At 71.8% G+C, this 22,720-nt stretch carries 27 protein-coding genes and 1 riboswitch; of the genes, 11 read left to right on the top strand and 16 right to left on the bottom strand.

What is annotated here, in order from left to right:
* Nucleotides 1–95 precede the first annotated feature (95 nt).
* A complete protein-coding gene (locus tag JOD60_RS14705) occupies nucleotides 96–869 on the top strand; it encodes an SDR family oxidoreductase (RefSeq protein ID WP_198159060.1) in 774 nt (257 codons plus the stop codon).
* 16 nt (nucleotides 870–885) lie between these two features.
* Here the strand turns inward: JOD60_RS14705 and JOD60_RS14700 are convergent, their stop codons facing one another.
* Nucleotides 886–2,376: an MFS transporter gene (locus JOD60_RS14700; protein ID WP_232321630.1), complete on the bottom strand. Its 1,491-nt coding sequence runs from the start codon at nucleotides 2,374–2,376 to the stop codon at nucleotides 886–888.
* A 121-nt stretch (nucleotides 2,377–2,497) separates the two neighbouring features.
* On the opposite strand from JOD60_RS14700, the gene JOD60_RS14695 reads away from it, so the two are divergent.
* Genes JOD60_RS14695 through JOD60_RS14685 form a run of 3 tightly spaced genes read left to right on the top strand, consistent with a single transcriptional unit; the run spans nucleotide 2,498 to nucleotide 4,318 of the window.
* The gene (locus JOD60_RS14695; RefSeq protein WP_076691364.1) at nucleotides 2,498–2,998 is read left to right on the top strand and encodes a phosphoribosyltransferase; all 501 of its coding nucleotides are present in this window, start codon (nucleotides 2,498–2,500) and stop codon (nucleotides 2,996–2,998) included.
* Nucleotides 2,998–3,690, top strand: a complete 693-nt coding sequence (locus JOD60_RS14690; protein ID WP_076691363.1) for a uracil-DNA glycosylase — start codon at nucleotides 2,998–3,000, stop codon at nucleotides 3,688–3,690. Before JOD60_RS14695 ends, JOD60_RS14690 begins: the two co-directional genes overlap by 1 nt.
* Nucleotides 3,691–3,700: 10 nt before the next feature.
* Nucleotides 3,701–4,318 carry a GNAT family N-acetyltransferase gene (locus JOD60_RS14685; protein ID WP_076691362.1) on the top strand — a complete coding sequence of 206 codons (618 nt, stop codon included), beginning with the start codon at nucleotides 3,701–3,703 and terminating at the stop codon, nucleotides 4,316–4,318.
* A 9-nt stretch (nucleotides 4,319–4,327) separates the two neighbouring features.
* Here the strand turns inward: JOD60_RS14685 and JOD60_RS14680 are convergent, their stop codons facing one another.
* The 8 genes from JOD60_RS14680 to JOD60_RS14645 all read right to left on the bottom strand — a co-directional run bounded on the left by JOD60_RS14680 (nucleotide 4,328) and on the right by JOD60_RS14645 (nucleotide 11,794).
* Nucleotides 4,328–4,654 (bottom strand): protealysin inhibitor emfourin, encoded by a 327-nt coding sequence (locus tag JOD60_RS14680; RefSeq protein ID WP_232321629.1) that lies wholly within the window; start codon nucleotides 4,652–4,654, stop codon nucleotides 4,328–4,330.
* The gene (locus JOD60_RS14675) at nucleotides 4,638–5,696 is read right to left on the bottom strand and encodes a M4 family metallopeptidase (protein WP_076691360.1); all 1,059 of its coding nucleotides are present in this window, start codon (nucleotides 5,694–5,696) and stop codon (nucleotides 4,638–4,640) included. The genes JOD60_RS14680 and JOD60_RS14675 overlap by 17 nt, the downstream gene beginning before the upstream one ends.
* A 33-nt stretch (nucleotides 5,697–5,729) precedes the next feature.
* Entirely contained in the window at nucleotides 5,730–6,569 is an 840-nt protein-coding gene (locus JOD60_RS14670; RefSeq protein ID WP_084202030.1) for an ABC transporter ATP-binding protein, read from the bottom strand.
* A complete protein-coding gene (locus tag JOD60_RS14665) occupies nucleotides 6,566–7,354 on the bottom strand; it encodes an ATP-binding cassette domain-containing protein (RefSeq protein WP_076691359.1) in 789 nt (262 codons plus the stop codon). Before JOD60_RS14665 ends, JOD60_RS14670 begins: the two co-directional genes overlap by 4 nt.
* Nucleotides 7,351–8,262, bottom strand: coding sequence for an ABC transporter permease (locus JOD60_RS14660; protein WP_076691358.1), 912 nt, complete (start codon nucleotides 8,260–8,262; stop codon nucleotides 7,351–7,353). The genes JOD60_RS14665 and JOD60_RS14660 overlap by 4 nt, the downstream gene beginning before the upstream one ends.
* Nucleotides 8,259–9,209 carry an ABC transporter permease gene (locus JOD60_RS14655; protein ID WP_076691357.1) on the bottom strand — a complete coding sequence of 317 codons (951 nt, stop codon included), beginning with the start codon at nucleotides 9,207–9,209 and terminating at the stop codon, nucleotides 8,259–8,261. Before JOD60_RS14655 ends, JOD60_RS14660 begins: the two co-directional genes overlap by 4 nt.
* Nucleotides 9,210–9,219: 10 nt before the next feature.
* Nucleotides 9,220–10,731 (bottom strand): ABC transporter substrate-binding protein, encoded by a 1,512-nt coding sequence (locus JOD60_RS14650; RefSeq protein ID WP_076691356.1) that lies wholly within the window; start codon nucleotides 10,729–10,731, stop codon nucleotides 9,220–9,222.
* 136 nt (nucleotides 10,732–10,867) lie between these two features.
* Nucleotides 10,868–11,794, bottom strand: coding sequence for an alpha/beta fold hydrolase (locus JOD60_RS14645; RefSeq protein WP_076691355.1), 927 nt, complete (start codon nucleotides 11,792–11,794; stop codon nucleotides 10,868–10,870).
* A gap of 116 nt (nucleotides 11,795–11,910) precedes the next feature.
* Here JOD60_RS14645 and JOD60_RS14640 point away from each other — a divergent pair, with 116 nt between their 5' ends.
* From JOD60_RS14640 to JOD60_RS14630, 3 genes are read left to right on the top strand one after another with little or no spacing between them, the layout of a single operon-like run.
* Nucleotides 11,911–12,402: a carboxymuconolactone decarboxylase family protein gene (locus JOD60_RS14640; RefSeq protein WP_076691354.1), complete on the top strand. Its 492-nt coding sequence runs from the start codon at nucleotides 11,911–11,913 to the stop codon at nucleotides 12,400–12,402.
* Nucleotides 12,399–13,112 carry a tyrosine-protein phosphatase gene (locus JOD60_RS14635; RefSeq protein ID WP_076691353.1) on the top strand — a complete coding sequence of 238 codons (714 nt, stop codon included), beginning with the start codon at nucleotides 12,399–12,401 and terminating at the stop codon, nucleotides 13,110–13,112. Before JOD60_RS14640 ends, JOD60_RS14635 begins: the two co-directional genes overlap by 4 nt.
* Nucleotides 13,113–13,150: 38 nt before the next feature.
* Entirely contained in the window at nucleotides 13,151–13,648 is a 498-nt protein-coding gene (locus tag JOD60_RS14630; protein ID WP_076691352.1) for an SIP domain-containing protein, read from the top strand.
* On the opposite strand, the gene JOD60_RS14625 is transcribed toward JOD60_RS14630, so the two are convergent.
* From JOD60_RS14625 to JOD60_RS17060, 4 genes are all read right to left on the bottom strand, one after another.
* The gene (locus JOD60_RS14625; protein WP_076691351.1) at nucleotides 13,635–14,093 is read right to left on the bottom strand and encodes a Fe-S oxidoreductase; all 459 of its coding nucleotides are present in this window, start codon (nucleotides 14,091–14,093) and stop codon (nucleotides 13,635–13,637) included. The genes JOD60_RS14630 and JOD60_RS14625 overlap by 14 nt on opposite strands.
* Complete coding sequence (locus JOD60_RS14620) at nucleotides 14,090–14,902, bottom strand: arginase family protein (RefSeq protein ID WP_076691350.1); 813 nt, start codon at nucleotides 14,900–14,902, stop codon at nucleotides 14,090–14,092. Before JOD60_RS14620 ends, JOD60_RS14625 begins: the two co-directional genes overlap by 4 nt.
* A gap of 130 nt (nucleotides 14,903–15,032) precedes the next feature.
* A complete protein-coding gene (locus tag JOD60_RS14615) occupies nucleotides 15,033–15,770 on the bottom strand; it encodes a PspA/IM30 family protein (protein ID WP_076691349.1) in 738 nt (245 codons plus the stop codon).
* Nucleotides 15,771–15,859: 89 nt separating this feature from the next.
* On the bottom strand, nucleotides 15,860–17,908 hold the full coding sequence (locus JOD60_RS17060) for a TPM domain-containing protein (protein ID WP_076691348.1): 2,049 nt from the start codon (nucleotides 17,906–17,908) through the stop codon (nucleotides 15,860–15,862).
* A 194-nt stretch (nucleotides 17,909–18,102) separates the two neighbouring features.
* Between JOD60_RS17060 and JOD60_RS14605 the strand changes: the two genes are divergently transcribed.
* The 4 genes from JOD60_RS14605 (at nucleotide 18,103) to JOD60_RS14590 (ending at nucleotide 21,073) form a co-directional block, all read left to right on the top strand.
* Nucleotides 18,103–18,948 carry a DUF3097 family protein gene (locus JOD60_RS14605; RefSeq protein ID WP_076691347.1) on the top strand — a complete coding sequence of 282 codons (846 nt, stop codon included), beginning with the start codon at nucleotides 18,103–18,105 and terminating at the stop codon, nucleotides 18,946–18,948.
* Nucleotides 18,949–19,033: 85 nt separating this feature from the next.
* Complete coding sequence (trmB, locus tag JOD60_RS14600) at nucleotides 19,034–19,783, top strand: tRNA (guanosine(46)-N7)-methyltransferase TrmB (protein WP_232321628.1); 750 nt, start codon at nucleotides 19,034–19,036, stop codon at nucleotides 19,781–19,783.
* Complete coding sequence (locus JOD60_RS14595) at nucleotides 19,780–20,628, top strand: CPBP family intramembrane glutamic endopeptidase (RefSeq protein ID WP_076691346.1); 849 nt, start codon at nucleotides 19,780–19,782, stop codon at nucleotides 20,626–20,628. Before trmB ends, JOD60_RS14595 begins: the two co-directional genes overlap by 4 nt.
* 49 nt (nucleotides 20,629–20,677) lie before the next feature.
* Nucleotides 20,678–20,742: riboswitch (guanidine-III (ykkC-III) riboswitch) on the top strand.
* Between the two features lie 10 nt (nucleotides 20,743–20,752).
* Nucleotides 20,753–21,073, top strand: coding sequence for a DMT family transporter (locus JOD60_RS14590; protein ID WP_076691345.1), 321 nt, complete (start codon nucleotides 20,753–20,755; stop codon nucleotides 21,071–21,073).
* A 229-nt stretch (nucleotides 21,074–21,302) separates the two neighbouring features.
* Here the strand turns inward: JOD60_RS14590 and JOD60_RS14585 are convergent, their stop codons facing one another.
* The 3 genes from JOD60_RS14585 to JOD60_RS14575 form a co-directional block, all read right to left on the bottom strand.
* The gene (locus JOD60_RS14585; protein ID WP_076691344.1) at nucleotides 21,303–21,542 is read right to left on the bottom strand and encodes a hypothetical protein; all 240 of its coding nucleotides are present in this window, start codon (nucleotides 21,540–21,542) and stop codon (nucleotides 21,303–21,305) included.
* 171 nt (nucleotides 21,543–21,713) lie between these two features.
* On the bottom strand, nucleotides 21,714–22,058 hold the full coding sequence (locus tag JOD60_RS14580; RefSeq protein WP_076691343.1) for a HepT-like ribonuclease domain-containing protein: 345 nt from the start codon (nucleotides 22,056–22,058) through the stop codon (nucleotides 21,714–21,716).
* Nucleotides 22,055–22,513 (bottom strand): helix-turn-helix domain-containing protein, encoded by a 459-nt coding sequence (locus tag JOD60_RS14575; protein WP_076691342.1) that lies wholly within the window; start codon nucleotides 22,511–22,513, stop codon nucleotides 22,055–22,057. Before JOD60_RS14575 ends, JOD60_RS14580 begins: the two co-directional genes overlap by 4 nt.
* Nucleotides 22,514–22,720 lie beyond the last annotated feature (207 nt).

Below are 22,720 nucleotides of genomic sequence, written 5' to 3'. Positions count from 1 at the left end.
CGGATGCCGGCGACCACACCGACAGTACGGAGCGCCCCCGATGTCAACAAGCACGGGGAAATGTGACGTAACACCGGTCCGGGTACCGTAGAGGCATGACCAGACGTGCAGTGGTGACGGGGGCCAGTTCGGGGATCGGCGAGGCGACGGTGCGTGCTCTGCGCGCATCGGGCTGGGACGTCGTGGGTGTCGCGCGCCGGGCGGAGCGGCTCGAGGCGCTGGACGCCGAGGTCGGCTCCCGCTCGTTCGCCGCGGACCTGTCGAACGAGGCCGACGTCGCCGCGCTCGTGGCGCACCTCGCACAGACCGGCGATGTCCACGCGCTCGTGCACGTCGCCGGCGGCGCGCGGGGCACCGATCGCGTCGAGGACGGCGACCCCGCCGACTGGCGCTGGATGTTCGAGGCGAACGTGCTGTCCGCACAGCTCGTGACGGCGGCCCTGCTGCCGCTGCTGCGGTCCGCGATCGGGCCGGGCGGACATGCCGACACCCTGTATGTGACGTCGACGGCCGCGCAGACCGCTTACCCCGGCGGGGCGGGCTACAACGCCGCGAAGGCGGGCGAGGCGATGCTCGTGCATGCGCTGCGGCTCGAGCTGAACGGCGAACCCATCCGCGTCACCGAGATCGCCCCGGGCATGGTCTACACCGAGGAGTTCACGCTCAATCGCCTGGGCGGTGACCGGGCGAGCGCGGAGCGGGTGTACGAGGGCGTGGAGCACCCCCTCACGGCATCCGACGTCGCTGATGTCATCGCGTACGCGCTGAACGCGCCGGGACATGTCAACCTCGACCTCGTGACGATGCGCCCCGTCGCCCAGTCCGCGCAGCACCTGCTGGCCCGCGGCCCGCTGCGTCCGCGCGGCTGAGAGCGGGGTCTCGCGCTCAGGCGGGGGGAGCGTCGGCGAACGCGACCTTCGGGACGAACAGCAGCAGGACGGCGGCGAGGAACCCGCCGCCGGCGCAGATCGCCCACACGGTCATGTATCCGCCGAGGGATGCCGCGGTCTGGCTCGCGACGGCGCCCACGCCCGCCGCGAGCACGACGCCGAACACCGCCGACGAGAACGTGCCGCCGATCGTCTTGGTCGTGTTGGTGAGCGCGGACGCCACGCCCGTCTGCCCGAGCGGTGCCGCCGCGGCGGCCGCGGCCGGCAGCGCTCCGACGAGCGCGCCGCAGCCGAGGCCCGCGATGCACAGGTTCAGCAGCACCTGCCAGAGCTCGAGGTGGAACGGCAGGAACAGCGTGTAGCCGACGCCGACGAGCAGCGTCGCGACGATCAGCACGATGCGCGGGCTCGCCCGGCGCGAGGTCACCGCGAACAGGATCGCGCCGACGATGAGCGACACGAGGTACACGCCGATGATGTTGGAGCGCTCCGTGGCATCCAGCCCCAGGCCGTACCCGAGCGAGCGGTCGGTGCCGGCATACGTGGACAGCGGACCCTGCGCGCCGAGCAGGCTGATGCCGATCAGGAACGCCGTGACCTGCACGGGCCACATCTCGGGGCGACGCAGCACGCGGATGTCGATGGCCGGGTCCTGCTGGCGCAGCTCGTACCGCACGAACAGGGCGAAGACGGCGAGACCCAGGACGATCAGCGCGATCACCCAGGTCCAGGCGTCCGCGCCGAGGCCCAGCTCGCCGATCATGCGCATCCAGGCGAGGCCGCCGGTGACCAGCAGCAGGCCCCAGGCGAGCAGCACGAATCCCCACAGGTCGAGGGAGCGGCCCGGCTCCGGCTTCGACTCGGGCACGCCGAACCAGATCACGACGGCGACGAGGGTCACCGCCACCGCGGGCACGATGAGGGTCGTGGTGAGGTCCTGCGTGGCCGCGAAGATGCGCCCGGCGGCCAGCGCGCCGATGATGGCACCGGCCTGCAGGCCCACGACGAGCAGGCCCGCCGCGCGCCGCGTGGTCGACACGCCACGCTGCTGACGCCGGCCGCGCTCGAAGATGAGCGCGATCTCCAGCGGCAGCCAGACGACGTAGAACCCCTGCAGCGCCCACGCGATGAGGAACGACCAGAAGGATGTCGCAAAGGCCAGCCACCAGGTCGCCCCGGCCGTGAGGATCGCCGCGATCAGCAGGATCTTCTTGTGCCCGTACATGTCGCCGAGCTTCGCGAGGATCGGCACGACGAGCGCCGACAACAGCAGCTGCGATGCCTCGAACCAGTTGACGTCGGAGTCGTGGATGCCGAGCGTCGTCACGATGTCGCTGAACAGGGGCACGTAGTAGCCCTGCAGGATGCCGCTGACGAGCTCGACCAGCACGAACCATCCGATGAGCGCGGCGGTGACGCCGACCGCCGAGGAGCGCACAGACGCGGTTGCGGTGGCGAGCGCTCCCAGAGCCGACTTCGATGTCACGGCGCTCAGTCTAGGGGCGTGCCCGCCGGTCGCCGCGCACGCCGTGATGCGGCGCGCGGCCGTGCGCGACGCCGCCGGCGGCGGTTCGCGCCGGCTCACCGTGTGCTCGTAGGCTGAAGGCGTGACGAGCGACCGCGAAGTGCTGACCTGGGACGGATTCGGCGAGGCGACGCGCGAGCTGTCGCGCAGGATCCTCGCCGACGGCTTCGTCCCCGACATCGTCGTCGCGATCGCCCGGGGCGGCCTGCTGCCCGCCGGGGCGATCGCCTACGGGCTGGGCGTGAAGAGCTGCGGAGCGCTGAACGTCGAGTTCTACACCGGCATCGGCACCGTGCTCGACGCCCCGGCGCTGCTGCCGCCCGACCTCGACCTCGGCTACCTCCCGGGCAAGCGCGTGCTGCTCGTGGACGACGTCGCCGACAGCGGCCGCACCCTCGCGCTGGCGGTGCGGATGCTGCAGGACGCGCAGGCCGACGTGCGCTCGGTCTGCATCTACACCAAGCCGGGTTCGGTCGCCTCGCCCGACTACTCGTGGCGCGAGACCGACCGCTGGATCGACTTCCCGTGGTCCGCCGCCGGCACGGTCGCCGAGGAGGACGCCGGCGCCGAGGCGAGCGCCTGATGGCGATGACCCTCGGCGAGCTCGCCGCGGCCGGCCTCGTCGACCCCAGCTGGGCGCAGGCGCTCGCCCCGGTCGCGCCCGATATCGCGGCGCTCGGCGAACGCCTACGCGCCGAGGTCGCCGCCGGAACGCACTACCTCCCCGCGGGCGACAAGGTGCTGCGTGCCTTCGCCCGGCCGCTGTCCGAGGTGAAGGTGCTGATCGTCGGACAGGATCCCTACCCGACACCCGGCCATCCGATCGGGCTGTCGTTCGCCGTCGATGCCCACGTGCGCCCGCTGCCGCGGAGCCTGTCGAACATCTACACCGAGCTGGAGGCCGACCTCGGCGTCCCGCGGGCGCCGCACGGCGACCTGTCGGCGTGGAGCGATCAGGGCGTCATGCTGCTCAACCGTGTGCTGACCGTGGCGCCGGGCGCTCCGGCATCCCACCGCGGGTGGGGTTGGGAGAAGGTCACCGAGCACGCCATCCGCACGCTCGTCGCCCGCGACGCACCGCTTGTGGCGGTGCTGTGGGGGAGGGATGCCGCGAACCTGCGGCCCCTGCTGGGCGCCACCCCGATCGTCGAGTCGGCGCATCCGTCGCCGCTGTCGGCGAGCCGCGGGTTCTTCGGGTCGCGCCCGTTCTCGCGCGTGAACGCGCTGCTCGCACAGCAGCAGGCCGCGCCGGTCGACTGGCGCCTGCCCGCGTAGGCTGTCGCGCATGCTGGAAGAGGAGTACGACAAGACGCGCCGGCGCCTGCCGGCGCATCTGCGCCGCGTCGAGACCGAGCGTCCGTTCTCGTTCGAGATCCGCCCGGTGCAGGATGCCGACATCCCGGACATCCGCGAGATCTACAACCACTACGTGACGAACTCCGTCGTCACCTTCGATGAGAAGAAGTGGTCGCTCAAGCAGTGGCGCGACAAGGCGGCGCACCTGCACAAGCTCGGCATGCCGTTCCTCGTCGCGCAATCCCCGTCGGGGCAGGTGCTCGGATACGCGCTCGTCCAGCCGATGTCGTCGAAGTCGGCGTACCGGTACAGCGTCGAGAACTCGATCTATCTCGGGCAGGCCGCGACCGGCAAGGGGCTCGGCCGGGCGCTGCTGGAGGCGCTGATCGCGGCATCCGAGGAGGCGGGCATCCACCAGATGGTCGCCGTCATCAGCGACAAGGGCGCGGAGGCGTCGATCGCGCTCCACGAGAAGCTCGGCTTCGTCGAGGTGGGGCGGATGGGGCGCGTCGGCTTCAAGTTCGGCCGCTGGCTCGGCACGATCTACCTGCAGAAGCAGCTGCAGCCCAAAAAGCGCCGGCGGAAGCTGTTCGGCGCCGGTCGGTGAGCGGCGGAGTCACCCCGCCGCCGCCTCCCGCACCGCATCGATGAGCGTGCGCCACGGCCCGGAGGCCTGATCCTCGGTGAGGTCCGCGTGCCGCGAGGCGTCCGGCAGCGTGGCCCGCACCGACCACGCGAACCGGTCCGCGCCCGTCGGCCGCGCGCTGTCGCACTCGTCCCACGGGCAGGCCTCCACCAGAGCGCGCCACTGCGCGGCATCCTCGGCGCTCTGGGACTGCACCGCCCAGCGCCGCGTCATCCCGGCGATGCCGCCGGACCGACTGACGGTCACGGCCACGACGGCGTCGGGCTCGCCCCCTGCGGGTTCAGGATCGTTCGTCACCGTTCACGACCCCGACCGCGGACCACGCGGTGCGGACGGCGTCGGCCTCCTCCGAGTCCTCACCGTACTCCCGCGCGGCGACGGCCACCGTCTCCGCGGCGAAGGCCGCGAAATCGGCGGTGCGCGAAAGTCGTCCGCCGGTGAGCGCCAGGTACCAGATGCGGCCGGCGCGCTCCCATGCGTACCCGCCGAGGGCCGTCGCGACGAGGTGGAACGCCTTGTTCGGGATGCCGGAGTTGATGTGCACGCCGCCGTTGTCCTCGGTCGTCTCGACGTAGTCGCGCATGTGCGCCGGCTGCGGGTCGCGGCCGAGCACGTCGTCGTCGTAGGCGGTGCCGGGCGCCTTCATCGACCGCAGAGCCGTGCCCTGCACGGCATCCGTGAAGATCCCCGCCCCGATCAGCCAGGACGCCTCCACGGCGCTCTGCCGCACGAGATGCTGCTCCGTGAGCGCGCCGAACACGTCGGCGACGGACTCGTTCAGGGCGCCGGACTGTCCCTGATACTCCAGGCCCCCGGCGTGTTCGATCACGCCGTGCCCGAGCTCGTGTCCGATGACGCTCACCGAGCCGGTGAAGCCGGTGAAGACCTCGCCGTCGCCGTCGCCGAACACCATGCGCTCGCCGTCCCAGAACGCGTTGTCGTACTTCTGGCCGTAGTGCACGGTCGCCTCCAGCGTGCCGCCGGCGCCGTCGATGGCGGCGCGGCCGAAGGCGTCCCACAGCAGGTCGAACGTGTCGCCGAGGCCGTCGAAGGCCTGGTTGACCGCCACGTCGTCGGATGCCGGGTCGTCCTCGCCGCGCACCCGCACGCCCGGCAGCGTCTCACGGTGCTGCGCGTCGGAGATCACGCGATCCGGTGCCGGAGAGCCCTCCAACACCAGCGCGTCGCCCTCGACCGTGACGTCGAGGTTCGCGCGCGTCGGGTGGTAGACGCGGGGCGTCGCGAGCGTCGCGCGGGCGGCCTCGGCTGCGACGGCCAGGTGCGGGGCCTCGGCGGTGGCCAGCCGTGCCAGCAGGTAGGGCGGGATGATCGCGTGCATGCGGGTCACCCTACGCCGCGCCCCCGACACCGGTCAGCCCCGGGGCGGGTCGATGACGGGGATCGAGGCGAGCAGGCGCCGCGTGTAGGCCACCTGCGGCGCGAGCAGCACCTTCTCGGTCGGGCCCTCCTCCACGATCCGGCCGTCCTTCATCACGAGGACCTCGTCGCACAGGTTCTGCACCACGCCGATGTCGTGCGAGACCATGACGAGGGTCAGCTGCTGGGCGGCGCGGAGCTCCCGGATGAGCTCCAGGATCTGCGCGCGGACGGTGACATCGAGCGCCGACAGCGGCTCGTCGCCGACGAGCAGCCGGGGCCGGTGGACGATCGCGCGCGCCAGCGCGACGCGCTGACGCTGACCGCCGGAGAACTCGTGCGGGTAGCGGTCGGCCATCTTGGGTTCGAGGCCCACGTCGGTCAGCACCTCGTGCACGCGGGCACGGCGGTCGCCCTCGATCCCGAGCGCCCACAGCGGCTCCCCGACGATGCGGCCGACGCTCATGCGGGGATCGAGCGAGGCGTACGGGTCCTGGAAGACGATGCCGGTCTCGCGTCGCAGCCAGTGCAGCGACCGCGCACCGGCCCGCGCGTCGACGGCGCGCCCGGCGACCTCGACGGTGCCGCCCGTCGGCACGTCGAGGCCCAGCATGAGGCGCACGAGCGTGGACTTGCCCGAGCCGGACTCGCCGATGATCCCGACCGCGGAGCCGGCGCGGACGTCGAGGTCGGCGTCGTCGAGCGCCGTCGTCCAGCGCTTCGGCGTGAACAGGCGCCCGCCGCGCTGGCGGAAGCGCCGGGTGAGGCCCCGCACCCGCACCAGTTCCCGGGGATCCTGCCGCCGGCCCGTGCCCGGCGCGTCGTGCTCGGTCATGCCGCACCTCCCGGTCGCCACAGCGTGGCGGTGGCATCGCGCAGCAGACCCTGGGTGACGGCCGACTCCGGGGCCGTGAGCAGCCGTGACAGCGGTCCGCTCTCCACGACCCGGCCGTCATCGAGGACGACCGCGTCGGTCGCGATCTGCGACAGCACGGCGAGGTCGTGCGTGATGAACACGAGCGACATGCCGTCCTGCGCGACCAGACCGTGCAGCAGCTCGAGGATATCCGCCTGGATCGTGACGTCGAGCGCCGTCGTGGGCTCGTCGGCGATCAGCAGCCGCGGTCGGCAGGCGAGGGCCATCGCGATCGCGACGCGCTGACGCTGTCCGCCGGACAGCTGGTGCGGATAGCGGCGCACGATCTGCGCGGGGTCGGGCAGTCGCACGCGCTCGGCCTCGGCGATCGCGCGCGCGGCGGCATCCGCCCGCCCGATCCCCTCGTGGATGCGGACCGACTCGGCGATCTGGCGCCCCACCGTGCGGATGGGGTTGAGGGCGGTGCGGGGCTCCTGGAAGACGATGCCGATCTCGTCGCCGCGCAGGCGCGCGAGCTCGCGGTCGGCCAGCCCGATCAGCTCGCGATCGTTCCAGCGGATGCTGCCGGTCGCCGTCGCGCCCTCCGGCAGCAGCCCGAGCACGGCGAGCGCGGTGAGCGACTTGCCCGAGGCGGACTCGCCGATGAGGCCGACCCGCGCGCCGTCCGGGACGTCGAACGAGACGCCGTCGACGACACGGCGGCCGTCGATCGTGATGACGAGATCGCGGACGGCGAGGCTCATGCGATCACCGCCGGGGTGTGCGTCTGCGCCTCGGGCCGGGCGCGGCGCCGGGACAGCGTCGGGTCGGTGGCCTCGCGCAGCCCGTCCCCGAGCAGATTCAGCCCCAGCACCGTGAGGGTGATCGCGAGCCCCGGCCACACCACCGTGAGGGGGTGCACGGAGATGTACGTCTGCAGGTCCTTCAACAGCAGCCCCCAGCTCGGCTCGGTCAGCGGCGCCCCGAAGCCGAGGTAGCTGAGGCCGGCCTCGGCGAGGACCGCGACCGCCATGCCCCACGACAGCTGCACGATGAACACCGGCGCCACGTTCGGCAGTAGATGGCGCCACAGGTTCTGGAACGGGGTGAGGCCGCTCGCGCGCCCGGCCAGCACGAAGTCGCTGTGCAGCACGCGCCGCAGTTCCGGCCGCGTGACGCGGGCGATGTTCACTCCGAAGCCCATGCCCACCGACACGATCACGACCCAGAGCGAGCCGCCCCACACCGATGAGATCATCATCGCGATCAGCAGCACGGGAAAGGCGATCAGGATGTCGACGAGTACGGCGACGGTCTCGCGCAGCCAGCGGGCGGTGAGGGCGCCGAGGGCGGCCAGCAGGACGCCGATGAGGGTCGCCACGACGCCCGCACCGAGCGCGACCCACACCGTCGTGCGCGCGCCCGCCATGAGCAGGCTCAGGATGTCGCGCCCCGACCCGTCGGTCCCGAGCAGGTGCGGCCAGCCGGGAGGCGCCCAGCGTCCCGACACGTCGACACGCTGCGGGTCGAACGGCAGCCAGAAGCGGGCGACGAGCGCCGTGAGGCCGATCACGGCGACGACGATGAGGCCGAAGCGCCCCGTGCCGAGGTGCCACAGCCGGTGCAGCCACGCGAACCGGGCGGTCCCCGGGCTCTGGTGTCGAGGTGTCATTCCGCCTCCCGCTGCCGGGGGTCGATGACCCGGTGGACGAGGTCGACGACGAAGCCGACGACGAGGACGAATCCGGTAAGCACGAGCAGCTCGCCCTGCACCTTCGGCAGGTCGCGGTTGCCGACATCGGCCACCAGCATCCGCCCGATGCCGGGCAGGCTGAACAGCTGCTCGATGACGACGGCGCCCACGATGATGCCGGCGACCTGCAGGCCGAGCACCGTGATGATCGACAGGCCGACGGTGGGCAGCCCGTGGCGCACCAGCGCCTGGTTGCGCGTCAGGCCCTTCGCGGCGGCGGTGCGGACGAAGTCCTGACCGGTCGCCTGCAGCGTCGCCGACCGCACGAAGCGCATGAGCATGGCGCCCTCGACGACCCCGATCGTCACCGCCGGCAGCAGCAGCGACCGGAAGGCGAGCGAGGGCTCGGACCACCCGCTGCGCGGAAATCCCTGGGCGGGCAGCCACCCGAGCCACACCGCGAAGACCAGCACGAGCATCATGCCGGCCCAGACGACGGGGACGGCGGCGACGGCCTGTGCCCCCACGCTCATCAGGGTCCCGTCGCGGTGACCGCGCCGCATCGCCGAGAAGACGCCGAAGGGGAGCGCGATCAGCAGTGCGACGGTCATCGACATGAGCCCGAGGGGGATCGTGACCTGCCCCTTCTGGAGCAGTTCGTCGACGACCGGCGCCCCGGTCAGCAGCGACGTGCCGAGATCGCCGCGGGGGATCCCGCCGATCCAGGTGAGGTACTGCGTGATCAGCGGCTCGTTCAAGCCCATGCGCTCGCGCAGCGACGCGATCTGCTCGGGGGTGGAGTTCATCCCGGCGATGAGCTGTGCCACATCGCCGGGAAGAACCCGCAGCGTGAGGAAGATCAGCGCGCTGGCGACGAGGAGGCCCAGCAGCAGCAGGGCCAGTCGCGTCAGCGCGTAGCGGATCACCTCCGGTCGATCAGCCCTGGCTCTTGGCCAGCTCGGAGAGGTTGAGGCGCTCGTTGACGTTCACCGACGGGAAGCCGGTGACCCCGGAGGCGACGGCGACGACCGAGGCGCCGTTGTACAGCCAGTCGGCGGCCTGGTCCTCGGCGACGATCTTCGCGGCCTGCTTCAGGAAGTCCGCGGCGGTGTCGGGGTCGGTCGCGGCGACCGACTTGGCGTACAGCGCCTGAACCTCGGGGTTGTCGTAGGTGAAGTAGTAGTCCGGGTTCGCCCAGTTCTCGAAGTCACGCGCCTCGGTGTGCAGCACGAAGCTCAGCTCGTAATCCTTGTTGATGTAGACGTTCTGCAGCCAGGCGCCGAACTCGACGGCATCGACCTTCAGCGTGATGCCCACGTCGTGGAGGTTCGAGACGAGGATCTGCGAGACCGTCGTGCCGTAGAACGACGGGATCGTCAGCGTCAGCGTCAGGTCGCTGAAGCCGGCGTCGGCGAGGAGCTTCTTCGCGGCATCCGGATCGAACGGCGCCGTCGACTCGAGGTCCTCGTAGCCCGGGTCGAGCTCCGGGATCGGACCGTACAGCGTCTGGCCGGCGCCGAGCGCCTCGATGATGGCGTCGTGATCGATCGCCTGACGGATCGCCTGACGCACGCGCTTGTCGGCGAGCGGCCCGGTCGTGGAGTTCATCGCGAGCGTGCCCTTGTCGGTGGACTTGCCGACGACGACGGCGAAGTCGCCGTTCGCCTCGATCTGGTCCTTGAGGTTCGCGTCGAAGCCGGTCACGACGTCGAGCTCCCGGGCGAGGGCGCCGTTGAGGGCCGCCTGCGTGTCGGGGATGTAGTCGAAGACGACCTCCTTGACCCCGGCGGGCTCACCCCAGTAGTCGTCGTTGCGCTCGAACGTGATCGAGTCGCCCTGCTTCCAGTCGGTGAGCTTGTAGGGGCCGGTGCCGTTCGCCTTGGTCTTGCGGTCGGTCGTGTCGCCCTCCTTGAACACCAGTCCGGCGCGACCGGTGAGGTTCCACAGCAGGGTGGAATCCGGTGCGCTGAGGGTCAGCACGATGTCCTGGCCGTCCGCGGCGATCGTCGTGACGTTCGCGAGGCGGGCGGAGTCGCGGTGGTCCGCGTTGTCGCGCACCTCGGTCAGCGACGTCACCACGTCCTGCGGGGTCAGCTCCTGACCGTCGTGGAACGTGACGCCCTCGCGGAGCGTGAAGGTGTAGGTCAGGCCGTCCGCCGAGACCTCGTGGCGCGAGGCCAGGGTGTCGACGATCTCCTGATCGGGCGTGCGCGAGACGAGGCCCTGATAGACGTTGTCGATGAGGATCTGATCGAGCGCGGCGCCGGCGGTCTCGCGGATGTCGAGGTTGCTCGGCTCGGCGACCAGGCGCACCGCGACGGAGGCGTCGGGGTCGGCCGGTCCTGCGGTGGCCGTCGGCGACGCGGTGCTGCCGCCGGTGCAGGCGCTGAGCAGCAGCGCGCCGGCCGCGAGCAGCGCGGCAGCGGCGACGGTGGTGCGACGAGGCATGTGGGGGGGTGTCCTTTCGCAAGGGCGGGGGCGCGTCGTTGCTGTTTCGCACGGCCCGCGAACTCGGGTGCGCGTTACAGCCTAGGCTTTGCGCATCCGCGCACGGTCATCGTCCGTCTCAAACCGTCGCGGGGCGTCACGTGTTCCGTGCGACGAGGCGGGCGAGCGCCACCGGCTGCTCCTCCTGCACGTTGTGGCCCGAGGCCACGTCGATGACGGATGCCGCGGGCACCCGGCGGCGGAACTCGTCGGCATCCGCGGGGGTGACGAAGCCGCGGTCGCCGCGGACGAGCGTGATCGGCGCGGTGACGGCGGCGAGGTCTTCCCAGCCGGATGCCGAGAGCGCGCCGCGCAGCGTGCGCTGCTGCGCCCCCGCGGCCTGAGCGGCGGCGGGATCGGCGGCGAGGGCGTTCGCCAGATGCGCGAAATGGTGCTTCCACTCGACGCGGCCGTCGGGGCGGATGCGGGAGTTGAGGAAGACGCCGCGGGTGGCCGCCTCGCGGGAGCCGCCCAGGCCGAACGACAGCGCCCGCTCGACGAGTTCGTCGCGGCTGGCCCAGTCGGTCGGCCCCGCGAAGAACGCCGCGATCGACGCGGCGTCGCCGTTGGGGTCGATCCCGGGGGTGATGTCCACGATGACGAGTTCGCGGACGAGATCCGGGTGCGTGGCGGCCAGAGCGGCCGCGGTGAGGCCGCCCAGCGACTGGCCGACGAGCACCTGGGGCGCCGTGGTCCACGCCGCGATCGCGTCGGCGATGTCGGCGGCGAGCGTGCGGCCGGTGTACGCGGCATCCTCGCGCCAGGAGGAGTCGCCGTGCCCGGGCAGGTCCAGCGCGAGGGCGGGCAGGCCCAGCGCGAGCACCGTGGTGTCCCACGTGTGCGCGTTGAGGCCCGCGCCGTGGAGGAAGGTGACGACCGGGGGAGCGTCGCCGTAGGCCAGCGCGCTGACGGTGCGACCGTCGGGGAGAGCGTGGGTGAGGCGTCGCACCGAGGGCACCTCGGCGGGTGTCCCCGCCGCGCGCAGCTCCGCAGCCTGCGCGGGGAGGAAGGAGAACTCGTCCATCCCGCCATTGTGGTGCATGCCCGCCCCCGGGTCTCCGGGCCGGCGCGCGGGGCCGGGTGCCGATGCGGGCCCGGGGCACGGGGCGGGGGAGGCGGGGTGCGCCGTAGGCTGGGCGCATGACCTCGGAACGCCGCGTCCACCTCTCCCGCTCGGCCCGTCCCGCCTACGACGCCCTGGAGGCGTTCTCCCAGACCGTCGGCACGATCGCCGCCGAGGCGGGCATCGACGACCGCATGAAGGAGATCGCCCTCATCCACGCGTCACAGTTGAACGGGTGCGCGTACTGCGTGCGCGTGCACGTGGACCGCGGCGTGCAGGCGGGACTGACCGCGGACGAGATCGCCCAGCTGCCGGTGTGGCGCGAATCCGGCGTGTTCACGGCGCGGGAGCGCGCGGCGCTCGAGCTCGCCGAGCGCTACGTCTACATCCACGAGGAAGGCATCCCCGACGACGTGTACGACCATGTCGGCGGCATCCTCTCCGAGCAGGAGTACGTCGCCCTCAGCTGGCTGCTGGTGTCGATCAACGCGTTCAACCGCATCACGATCGCCGGGAAGTACCCGGTGCCGCCGCGTCGCGGCGAGCGGGCGAGCACCGACCCGGCATGAGCGACGTCCCCGGAGCGCTGAACTTCCGCGACGTCGGGGGCCTTCCCGCCGGCGCGGCGCGGACGCGCGCGGGCGTGCTGTTCCGCTCCGGCAACCTCGCCCGGCTGGACGACGACGGCCGCGCCGTGCTGGCGCGGCTCGGCATCCGTCGCATCGTCGACCTGCGCGAGGACGACGAGCTCGCCCGCGAGCCGAGCCGTCTGGGGGCGCTGCCCGTGGAGACGGTGCGCGTTCCGCTGTTCCTCGGGTCCACGGCATCCTTCTTCGTCGAGGACATCTCGCTGCCGGAGATGTACCGTGCGCTCGTCGACGGCTCGGCAGACCGCATCATCGCCGCCGCGCGCGCCGTCATCGCCGACCAGCCGGTGCTCGTGCACTGCACGGTCGGCAAGGACCGCACCGGGGTCACGATCGCCCTGCTGCTGGCCGCCGCCGGTGTCGAGGAGGATGCCGTCGTCAGCGATTACGCCCGCACCGAGACCCTGCTGCCGCGCGAGCGCAACGCGCGGGTCGTCGCGCACCTGCGTCGGATGCACCCGGAGGCGCGCCATCTCGAGGATCTCGCGACGCGCTCGCCCGCGCCGGTGATGCGGACGGTGCTCGAGGACGTGAGCGCCCGGTTCGGCTCCGCGGCGGACTATCTGCGCGCCGGCGGTATGGCCGACGACGAGCTCCGCGCCCTGCGGGACGTCCTCATCGACCGAGATTGAGGTAAGGCTACCCTTAAAGGGGTTATAGTAGAGTCATCATGAGTTCCCCGGTCCTGCATCTCAGCGCGCACAACGAGACGGCCTGCAAGGCGTCGCGTCACGCGCGTGTGCAGCATCTCATCACCGCGGACGAGAACGCGCTCGCCGAGCTCGGCGCGCTGCTCGCGACCCTGCCGATCTGCTCGACCGGGCGCGTGTTCATCGAGGTGCCCGACGCGACGTGGATCTCACCGGTCGACGTTCCGGTGCGCATGATCGTGACGTGGCTCGACCGCTCCCGCCGCACCGGCGACCCCGGCACCGGCCGTGCCTGCGCTCCCGGTCAGGCGCTCAGCCGCGCCGTGAACGCCTGGGCCGACGAAGTGCTGTGCCCGGCGGACGAGACGGATGCCGCGTGCGTCGACGGCACCCGCATCCACCTGCTCGGCGGGTACCTCGGCACGGCCGACATCTTCGATCACCTCACCGACGCGCTCGGCGTCGCCCCGGAGCGGGTGCACACGCCGGAGCGCTTCGGACTGCTCAGCGCCCGCTGAGGCCCCGCGGCACGTAGTTGCCGTCCTCGAGGCCGGCGAGGATCTCGAACCGGTTCGTCAGCGGGTTGCGTCCTGCCAGCAGGTACAGCAGCGGCATGAGAAAGCCGTAGCGGCGCCACTGCCGCGCATGCACCGCCTCGTGCCGCAGCACCGCGTCGGTGACCGGAGCGGAGCCGGTGAGGTAGCAGCCGCCGACGCAGACGCCGCCGCGACCGAACGTCCACGCGGGCATGCCGGAGAACACCCACAGCCCGGCACGCCGCTCGATGCGACCGGTCGACCACAGCGTTCCCCAGACCCACCCGACGGCGGTGCCCCACGCGTAGCCCGCCAGGCTCAGCGGCGAGTCCAGCAGCATCCGCGGGATGATCGCGTCCAGACGCGCGCCGCGCGCGACGGCACGGTCGGCCCGCTCCCGCCAGCCCGCCGGTGGCGTCGCGATCACGCGAGCGCCCCGACGACGCGGAGGATGGTGCCGAGGTCGTCGACCGCGGCGGCGGGGTCGGCGGGGGCAAAACCGGCGATCGAGGCGCCGACGAGCGGCCGCCGGGCGCGGACGGCGGCGATGGCGCTCGTCAGCTGGTCGAGTGTGAGGCCGAAGGGCACGGGCAGGCCCACCCCGGTGATGACGGCCGGGTCGAGCACGTCGAGGTCGACGTGGATGTACACCGCGGAGGCCCGCGTCGCGGCGACCGCCTCGGCGGGGGCGCCGGGGTCGGCGAGGTCGTCGACCGACAGCACCCGCAGGCCCACCTCGTCGACGAAGGCCTGCTCGGCAGGGTCGAACTCGCGGGCGCCGGCGAGGACCACGCGGTCGGCGGCGACGGCTCCGCTCCCGGGCAGCGGAAGGTCGGTGAACACCGCGCGCAGCGCCATCCCCGCGAACGCGCCGGACGGCGAGGTGGCGGGGGAGTTGAGGTCGGCATGGGCGTCGAACCACACCACGGCGAGGTCGGGATGCTGCTCGGCGGCATGCGCGATGGCGGGGACGGCGACGCCGCAGTCGCCGCCGACGACGATCGCGGGCTTGGCCGCCTGGCCGAGGGCGTCCGTGACGGCGTCGGCGATGCGGGCGAGGGCACTGTACCGGCGGATGCCGGTGCCCAGCGCCTCGCCGGCGGAGGCGGGCACCTCGACGCGTGCGGTGGAGGCGCGGGGAAGGTCGCCGGCGATCGCCTCGGCACCGTCGACGAGGTGCATCGCCCGGGCGGCGGGAGACCCCTGCCACTGCGGGACCACGAGGAATCGGGTCATGCAAGCATCCTCTCGTGCCTGACAGCCTGGACAAACCACTCGCGGCGCGAGAAACCACGCCTGCCGTGGTTTCTCGCGCCGGAGATGGTGTCTCGCGCGGGGCGGGCTGCCGCCCCCGCGCGGTGTGGTCTTACTGCTCCAGGGCGGGAGCGGCGGTGCCGCCGGTCTTCAGCGCGGCCAGGCGCGCCTCGACCTCGGTGAGCTCGCCGACGTCCTCGAGCTGGTTGAACTGGGCGTCCAGCGACGACGCGGCGATCTCGGCCTTGCCGGCGGCGAGGGCCTCCTGACGGCGGACCTTGTCCTCGAAGCGGCCCAGCTCGCTCGTCGGGTCGAGCACGTCGATCGACTTGACGGCGTCGTGCACCTTGTTCTGCGCCTCGGCCGACTTCGCACGGGCCAGCAGCTCGGAGCGCTTCGACTTCAGCTGCTCCAGCTTCTGCTTCATGCCGTTGAGGCCGTCCTTGAGCTTGTCGACGACCTCGGTCTGCGCTGCGATGGCCGGCGCGAGGGCCTTGGCCTCGTTCTCCTCGGTGATCTGGCGCTGCAGCGCGATCTTGGCCAGGTTGTCGAACTTGTCGGCATCCGTCGTGTTGCCGGTGCCGCGCAGCTCGTCGGCCTTCTTGCTGGCCGCGAGGGCCTTGTTGCCCCACTCGGTGGCCGCCTTGACGTCCTCCTCGTGGTCCCGCTCGAGCAGGCGCAGGTTGCCGATCGTCTCGGCGATCGCCGACTCCGCGTCGGCGATGTTGTTGGTGTAGTCGCGCACCAGTTGGTCGAGCATCTTCTGCGGGTCTTCAGCGGAGTCGATCATCGCGTTGATGTTCGCCTTCACGAGGGTCGAGATGCGGCCGAAGATGGACTGCTTTGCCATCGGTTTTCCTTTCCTAGCGGGAAGCTGTGGGTCAATCGTTCAGTGAGGGGCGAGGGATGCCGGCGCCTGCGCGGCCGATCGGGGACGGCTCAGAAGCGGCCCCCTCCGCGGCGCGAGCGTGTGCCGCCGCCGCCGAAGCTGCCGGGGCTCATGCCCCCGCCGCGCGAACCGCCGCCGAAGCCACCGCCGAAACCGCCGCCCCCGCGGCTGCGGCCGCCACCGCCACCACCGCCCAGCAGCGAGTTGATGACGATGCCGCCGAGGATCGCGCCCATCACGTTGCCGCCGGAACCCGAGCCTCCGGAACCGCCGAACATGCCGCCCGCGCCGGAGCCGAACGCGCCGACGTCGTTCTGGGCGTACTGGATCGCCTGTGCGGCGAGGTCGTTCGCGCGCTGCGCGTACTGGACGGCCTGTGCCGGGTCGGCCTGCTGCAGCTGCCGCGCCTGCACGAGGGCAGCGCCGGCTTCGGCGAGCCGCGTGCGGGCCTCGGCGCCGATCGCGCCGCGGCGGGACGTGATGAAGTCCTCGGCCGCCGACACCTGGGCCTGAGCCTGGGTCATGAGGGCGCCGAGCTGGTGCTGCGCGCGATCGGCCCGCTCCTGCGCGTCCCGGATGCCGGCGAGCATCGCGTCGATCTCCTGGTTGGCCTTGTCGAGACCCTGCAGCGCGACGAGGGGCTGCTGGGCGGTGCCGGTGAGCAGGGCGCGCGCGGCGTCGACCTGCTGCCGCGTCGCGGCGACGACGGGAGCGAGCCGGCCATCGGGATCGGGCAGGGCGCTGGCCGTGGCGATGTCCTTCTCGAGGTCGGCGATGAGGGCCGCGGCATCCGTCTCGGCCTTCGCGAGATCGCCGCCGAGCTTGCCGATCGCGTTCTGCAGCAGTTGCGCCTGCGCGACGGCCTCTTCGGCGGCACGGATGCTGAAGGCAGCGCCGCCGCCGTTGCCGGCGTCGAGCTGCTGCTGCGCGGCGGCCAGTTGCTCCCGGGCGAAGTCGAGGCGCTGCTGGGCCTGCTCGGGGTCATCGGCGACGGTCGCGAGGGCGGCGGGGGCGTAGCGCTGCTGCAGCGCGGTCAGGGCGGCCACCGCTGCGGCGTGCTCACCGGAGACCTGGGTGTGCAGATCGGTCACGTGCGCGAGCGCCGCGGGCGCGTTCTGCTCGAGCTTGCGGAGTTCGTCGAACGCGGCGGCTTTGGCGTCGAGCTCCGACCCGGCGTGCTCGCACAGCTCGATGATCCGCGTGTTCCACGCACGGACATCGCCCTCGGCATCCGGCTGCTCGTCGTCGAGCTTCTGCTTGAGCGCGAACGCCTCGTCGAGGTCGTGCCGGGCCGCGGTGAGGGCATCGTCGAATTCTTTCGCCGCCGCGTCGCCGAACTCGGCCCGCGCGAAGCCGAGCTCCTGCTCACTCGTCTTGATGGCGTCGTCGGTCTGCACGAGGGCAGACGACGCGCGGCGGCCGAGCTCTTCGGTGGAGAGGCCCGCGAGCGGATCGACCGGAGCGCCGTCGGCACCTGCGCCGCCCGCGACCGCGGGCTGGCGCGTCTTGCGCCGCGAGCGGACCACGATCCAGATGACGAGGCCCGCGAGGGCGATCACGACGACGATGAGGAGGATGGGCACGAGTGCGCCCCCGCCGTCGTCGGCGCCGCCGGATCCCCCGCCGATCGCGGCGGCGAGGCCGTCGGCGGCCGCGAAGGCGGCGCCCGACCAGTCCGGGTTCTCGCTGTCGAGGGCCGGCTGGATGCGCTGCTGCTCGATCGTTCCGAGCTGATCCTCGGTGACCGGACCGTCGGAAGAGCCCGACAGGTAGAAGGTCCGCCCGTCCGTCGCGATCGCGAGGAGGTACTGGTGGGGGCCGAGGCCGTTGTTCGTCGCCGTCGTGTTGGCCCAGTCCTCGGGAGAGGAGGGGTCGGTGAAGGTGGGGACGTACACGACCCACAGGTCCACGCCCGAGCTGGAGTTCAGCGCCCGCAGGCGTGCGTCGACGGCGGATTCCTCGCCGCTGGAGAGCACGTCCGACTGGTCGACGACCCGGGTCGAGCCGAGCGTGACCGGGTCTGTCGCCGATGCCGCCGCCGCACCCCCGAAGATGATCGCCGCCGCGGCCGTGATGGCCAGCAACAGTCGCGTTCGCATGCGGGATCCCTCCTGCGCGGGAACGTTTGCCCCCTTTCCCCGATCCTATGCCCCGCGGTGCATGTGCCGGTAGGCCGTCGCGAGGGCTGTCGCCTGCGGATCGGCTATGAATCGCCGGTCGTCGCCGATCCCGAGCGTCGCTGTCCCGCCACGCCGCGCACGCCCGGTAGGGTGACGGCTTCGGAGGGTGGATCATGAGCGACGGATTCGGTGCCGACCGCTACGGGACGGACGTCCTGGCGAAGGGCTGGCGCGAGGCGGGCCGGCCGGTGGTGCCGCAGGTCGCGGCCGAGCGCGACCTCGTCGTCGAGGTCGCCGGCGACGGATTCTGCGGCGCGGTGACCGGTGTGCGCAGCGGTCATGTGGAGTTGGAGGACCGGGTCGGCAGGCGCCGGGTGTTCCCCCTCGGCGGGGGCTTTCTGATCGACGGCGCCGCCGTCGTGCTGACGCCCCCGGCGGCCGCCGTCGCCGCGCCGAGACGCACGGCATCCGGGTCGTTCGCGGCTCCCGAGACGCGGGCGCGGGTCGCGCGTGCGTCCCGCATCCTCGTCGAGGGTCGGCATGACGCCGAACTCGTCGAGAAGGTGTGGGGCGACGATCTGCGCGCCGAGGGCGTCGTCGTGGAGTATCTGCAGGGCGTCGACCTCTTGGAGTCGGTATTGCGCGACGAGCCGCCGGGCCCCGACCGGCGCTACGGCGTGCTCGTGGACCACCTCGTGCCGGGGTCGAAGGAGTCGCGCATCGCGCAGGCGGTGGAGCGCGGCCCGCACGGCGCGCACGTGCGCATCGTGGGGCATCCGCACATCGACGTGTGGCAGTGCGTGCTGCCGCGCGCCATCGGCATCGCGGCGTGGCCTGAGGTCCCGCGCACCATCGAGTGGAAGGTGGGCGTCAGCCGCGCTCTCGGCTGGCCGGCGCGCGACCAGGCCGACCTCGGCCGCACGTGGCAGCGCATCCTCGGCGCCGTGAACAGCTACCGCGACCTCGACCCTGCGTTGCTCGGCCGCGTCGAGGAGCTCATCGACTTCGTGACCGCCTGACCCCTCGCGGGTACCGCCCCGGCGCCGAGGTCGCCCGTTCCGCGCCTCGCGGGGGAGAGGGAGAGCGCGCGGGTACGCTGGACGGATGCCGGATGCCAGCCCCGACAGCATGCCCGACACCCCGCGGTTCCGCGACAAGCCCGTCTCGTTCGTCCGCCGCAGCGGCCGGATGAGCGACGCGCAGGAGCGCGCTTGGGCCGAGCTGGCGCCGCGCTACGTCCTCGAGGTGCAGCGGGATGCGGCGGCCACGAGCATCCTCCCCGGCACCGGGATCGACCCGGCATCCGTCTTCGGGCGCCGTGCGCCGCTCGTCGTCGAGATCGGCTCGGGGCAGGGGCACGCGATCGTGCATGCCGCGGCGGCGCATCCGGACACCGACTTCCTCGCGGTCGAGGTGTTCCGCGCGGGGCTTGCCCGCACCATGCTCGACGCCGATCGCGCCGGCGTGCGAAACCTCCGCCTCGTCGAGGCGAACGCGCCCGAGGTGCTCGAGCATCTGCTGCCCGAGGCGAGCGTCGACGAGGTGTGGATCTTCTTCCCCGATCCCTGGCACAAGGCAAAGCACAACAAGCGGCGGCTCATCGCACCGGCCTTCCCGCCGCTGGCGGCGCGGGCGCTGCGGGGCGGCGGGATGCTGCGGCTCGCGACGGACTGGGAGGACTACGCCCTGCAGATGCGCGACGTGATGACGGATGCCGCGGAGTTCGCACCGGCCTTCGACGGCGACTGGGCGCCCCGCTTCGACGGGCGCACGATGACGGCGTTCGAGCGCAAGGGCATCGCGAAGGGCCGCGAGATCCGCGACCTCGCCTACCGGCGGCGCGACCGCGGATGAGACCGGTCGTCGCGGCATCCCGCCCCTCGCTGTCGGCGGGGACGGCACCCGCGCTGCTGGTCTGTCTCGCGGCGCCGGCGTTCTTCGTCCTGCTGCTGCCGTGGCTCGGGTGGCTCCTCCTCGCGGCGGGCGTCGGGGCGGCGTGGCTGATGGAGCGCGGGCGCGTCCGGGCACCCGGACCGTCGCTCACCCGGGACCTGTCGCTCATCGCGCTCGGGATGCTGATCGTCAGCGCGATCTCGCTGGAGGCCGAGCTCGACGACCTGTCGATGCTGCGGTTCATGCTCGCGCTCGGCGGCGCGGTCGTCGTGCCGTACGCGGTGTCGCGGTGGGTCTACCGCGACCGGGCGATCGCCTTCCCGTGGCGCGGCGGTGGGCGCTGGCGCGGATGGCAGTGGGCGTGGCTGGGTGCCGTGCTCGTGCTCGGCTGGCTGATCCTGCCGTTCTACTTCATCACGTCGGGCGTCTACCTCAACTGGCCCGTCGTGGACACCCCGGACCTCATCGGGCGGCTGTTCATCGGGGTGGGAGCGGTCGGCATCTGGGACGAGCTGTTCTTCATCTGCACGGTGTTCGCCCTGCTGCGCCGACATTTCGCGGATGCCGCGGCCAACGTGCTGCAGGCCATCGTCTTCGTCTCGTTCCTGTGGGAGCTCGGCTACCGCGCCTGGGGACCGGTGCTGACGATTCCGTTCGCGCTGCTGCAGGCCGTCATCTTCTTGAAGACCCGGTCGCTGGGGTACGTCGTCACGGTGCATCTGCTGTTCGACGCGGTCGTGTTCGCGGTGCTCGTCCACGCTCACAACCCGGGGCTGCTGGACGCGGTGTTCCTCGTCTCGCCCTGAGGTCCTCACGTCGTGCCCAGGTGCTGATCAGGGCGGGTCGCTATGATCGGACGCGGACCACAACCGGTCCCCGGACGAGGGTTCAGTACCCGGTGAGCGACAAGACTGGCCGAAAGGTCACGTCATGTCGTGGGTCATCCTCATCATCTCCGGAATGCTCGAGGCCGTCTGGGCCACCGCGCTCGGCAAGTCCGAGGGCTTCACCAAGCTCGCCCCGACGATCGTGTTCGGCGTCGCCCTGGTCGCCAGCATGGGCGGTCTCGCATGGGCGATGCGCGACATCTCCACCGGCACGGCCTACGCCGTGTGGGTCGGCATCGGCGCGTCGCTCACCGTCGCCTACGCGATGATCACCGGCGACGAGCAATTCTCCCTCATCAAGATGCTGCTCATCCTGGGGCTCGTCGGATGCGTCGTGGGCCTCAAGCTCGTCGGCCACGAGTGACGCGGCATCCGCCCTGTCGTTCACCTTCAACCTGACGGTCAGGTGACTTCGAGGTGAACTCTTGACGCCGGATCGGCGCTGAGTATCTTGGGTTCTGCGAAGGACAACGGAGACAGAAAGAACTCGAAAGAGATCCCGAAACAGAGACCGACACCGCATTGATGATCGCCCCGAGGCTTCGGCCCCGGGGCGATCTTCGTTGTGCCCGCGGGGTGTCGAGTTCGTCGCCTCAGAAGGCCTGCAACAGAGCCGGTCCGAACGCGACGAGCGCGGCGATCGGCACGACGAGCACGCCGATCGCTGCGACGCCAATCGCCAGCATGCTGCCGAGCACCGACAGCACGGCCGCACGTGTCGTCGACAGGGCGGATGCCGGGGTGGCGCCCGCCGGCGTCGTCCGGCCGGGGGTGGCGCTCCGGCCGGCGGTGGGCCTTCCGGTGGGGGAGAGGGAGATCGTCGCGGTGGTCATACTCCGACGCTACGAAGCCGCGGCGCGCACCGCGTCGTCCGCCGGGGTGAACCGCATCCGCCTGCAGGATGATGTCCCGCGCGAGGCCGAGTCCGCGGGGTGGGCAGTTGTGGCTGCTTCCCTCGCGCGAGGCAGCCACAACTGACAGATCAACGCGCCGTCAAGCGAGTATCAGCGTTCCGCCGCGGTGATCGCCGCGACGATTGCGGGAAATTGCACCGTGATGGCCTGCCAGAGGATCTCCTCGTCCGTGCCGTCGTAGTCGTGCGCGATGAAGTTCCGCACGGCGCGGATCCCGCGCCAGTCGACCTCGGGATGAGCCGTGCGAAAGCGCTCCGGCAGGCGGTCGGCCGCCGCGGAGAGGTCCATGAGAAGAGACCGCGCGATGCGACGCTGGTCATCGTCGTCGGGGTCGACGAATCGGTCTCGTCCACGCTCCGCAACGCGTCGGGCGGTGACCGCGAAGCGGGCGATGTCGGCGAGGATCGCGGGGATCCTGTCGCCGGGGTCGTTCATAGGGCAACCGCCTCCGCGCGGATGTGGTCGATCGCCGGCCCCGTGCCGCGATCGGAGACCACGTCGACGTCGACGCCGAGCAAGTCCGCCGCGTCGACCATGAATCCGGCGAGGTCGAAAACCGAGGCATCCGGCAGAGGATGGACGAGAAGGTCGACGTCGGAGCCCGTGCCGGCCCGTCCTCGGGCGACGGAGCCGAAGACGCGGACATCTCCGAGCCGTCGCGCCTTCGCCGCCTCAAGGAGGGGACCTCGCAGCGCGCGAACACGCTCGAGAGTGGGAATGCTGAGTGTCGACTCAAGCTTTTCCCTGGTAGCTGCAGCGGGAACTCGCCTGCCGCGTTCGTAGGCCGCGATATTCGGCTGAGGAACTCCGGAGCGAGATGCCAGCTCCCGCTGAGTCAGCCCGGATTCCCGCCGGCGGCGCCGGAGGTCGTCGCCGTAGGGAACCATCATGACCTCATGATAGCGAGGCGATATCGACCGCCGAGGCCGTGGGGTGGGCAGTTGTGGCTGCTTCCCTCGCACGAGGCAGCCACAACTGACAGGTCAACGCGCCGCGCGCGAGACGCGCCGACGCGCGAACACGCAGGAAGTGGTGGAGTGGGTTGTACGCGGAACCTGTTTTGCCGCGTGATTCCTCGGGTCTGAAGGGGGTTCGGG

It is taken from the genome of Microbacterium aurum (assembly GCF_016907815.1).
Classification (GTDB): Bacteria; Actinomycetota; Actinomycetes; order Actinomycetales; family Microbacteriaceae; genus Microbacterium; species Microbacterium aurum.
Note: the sequence above shows the minus strand (reverse complement) of the source record. Positions and strands in the feature narration are given on the sequence as shown.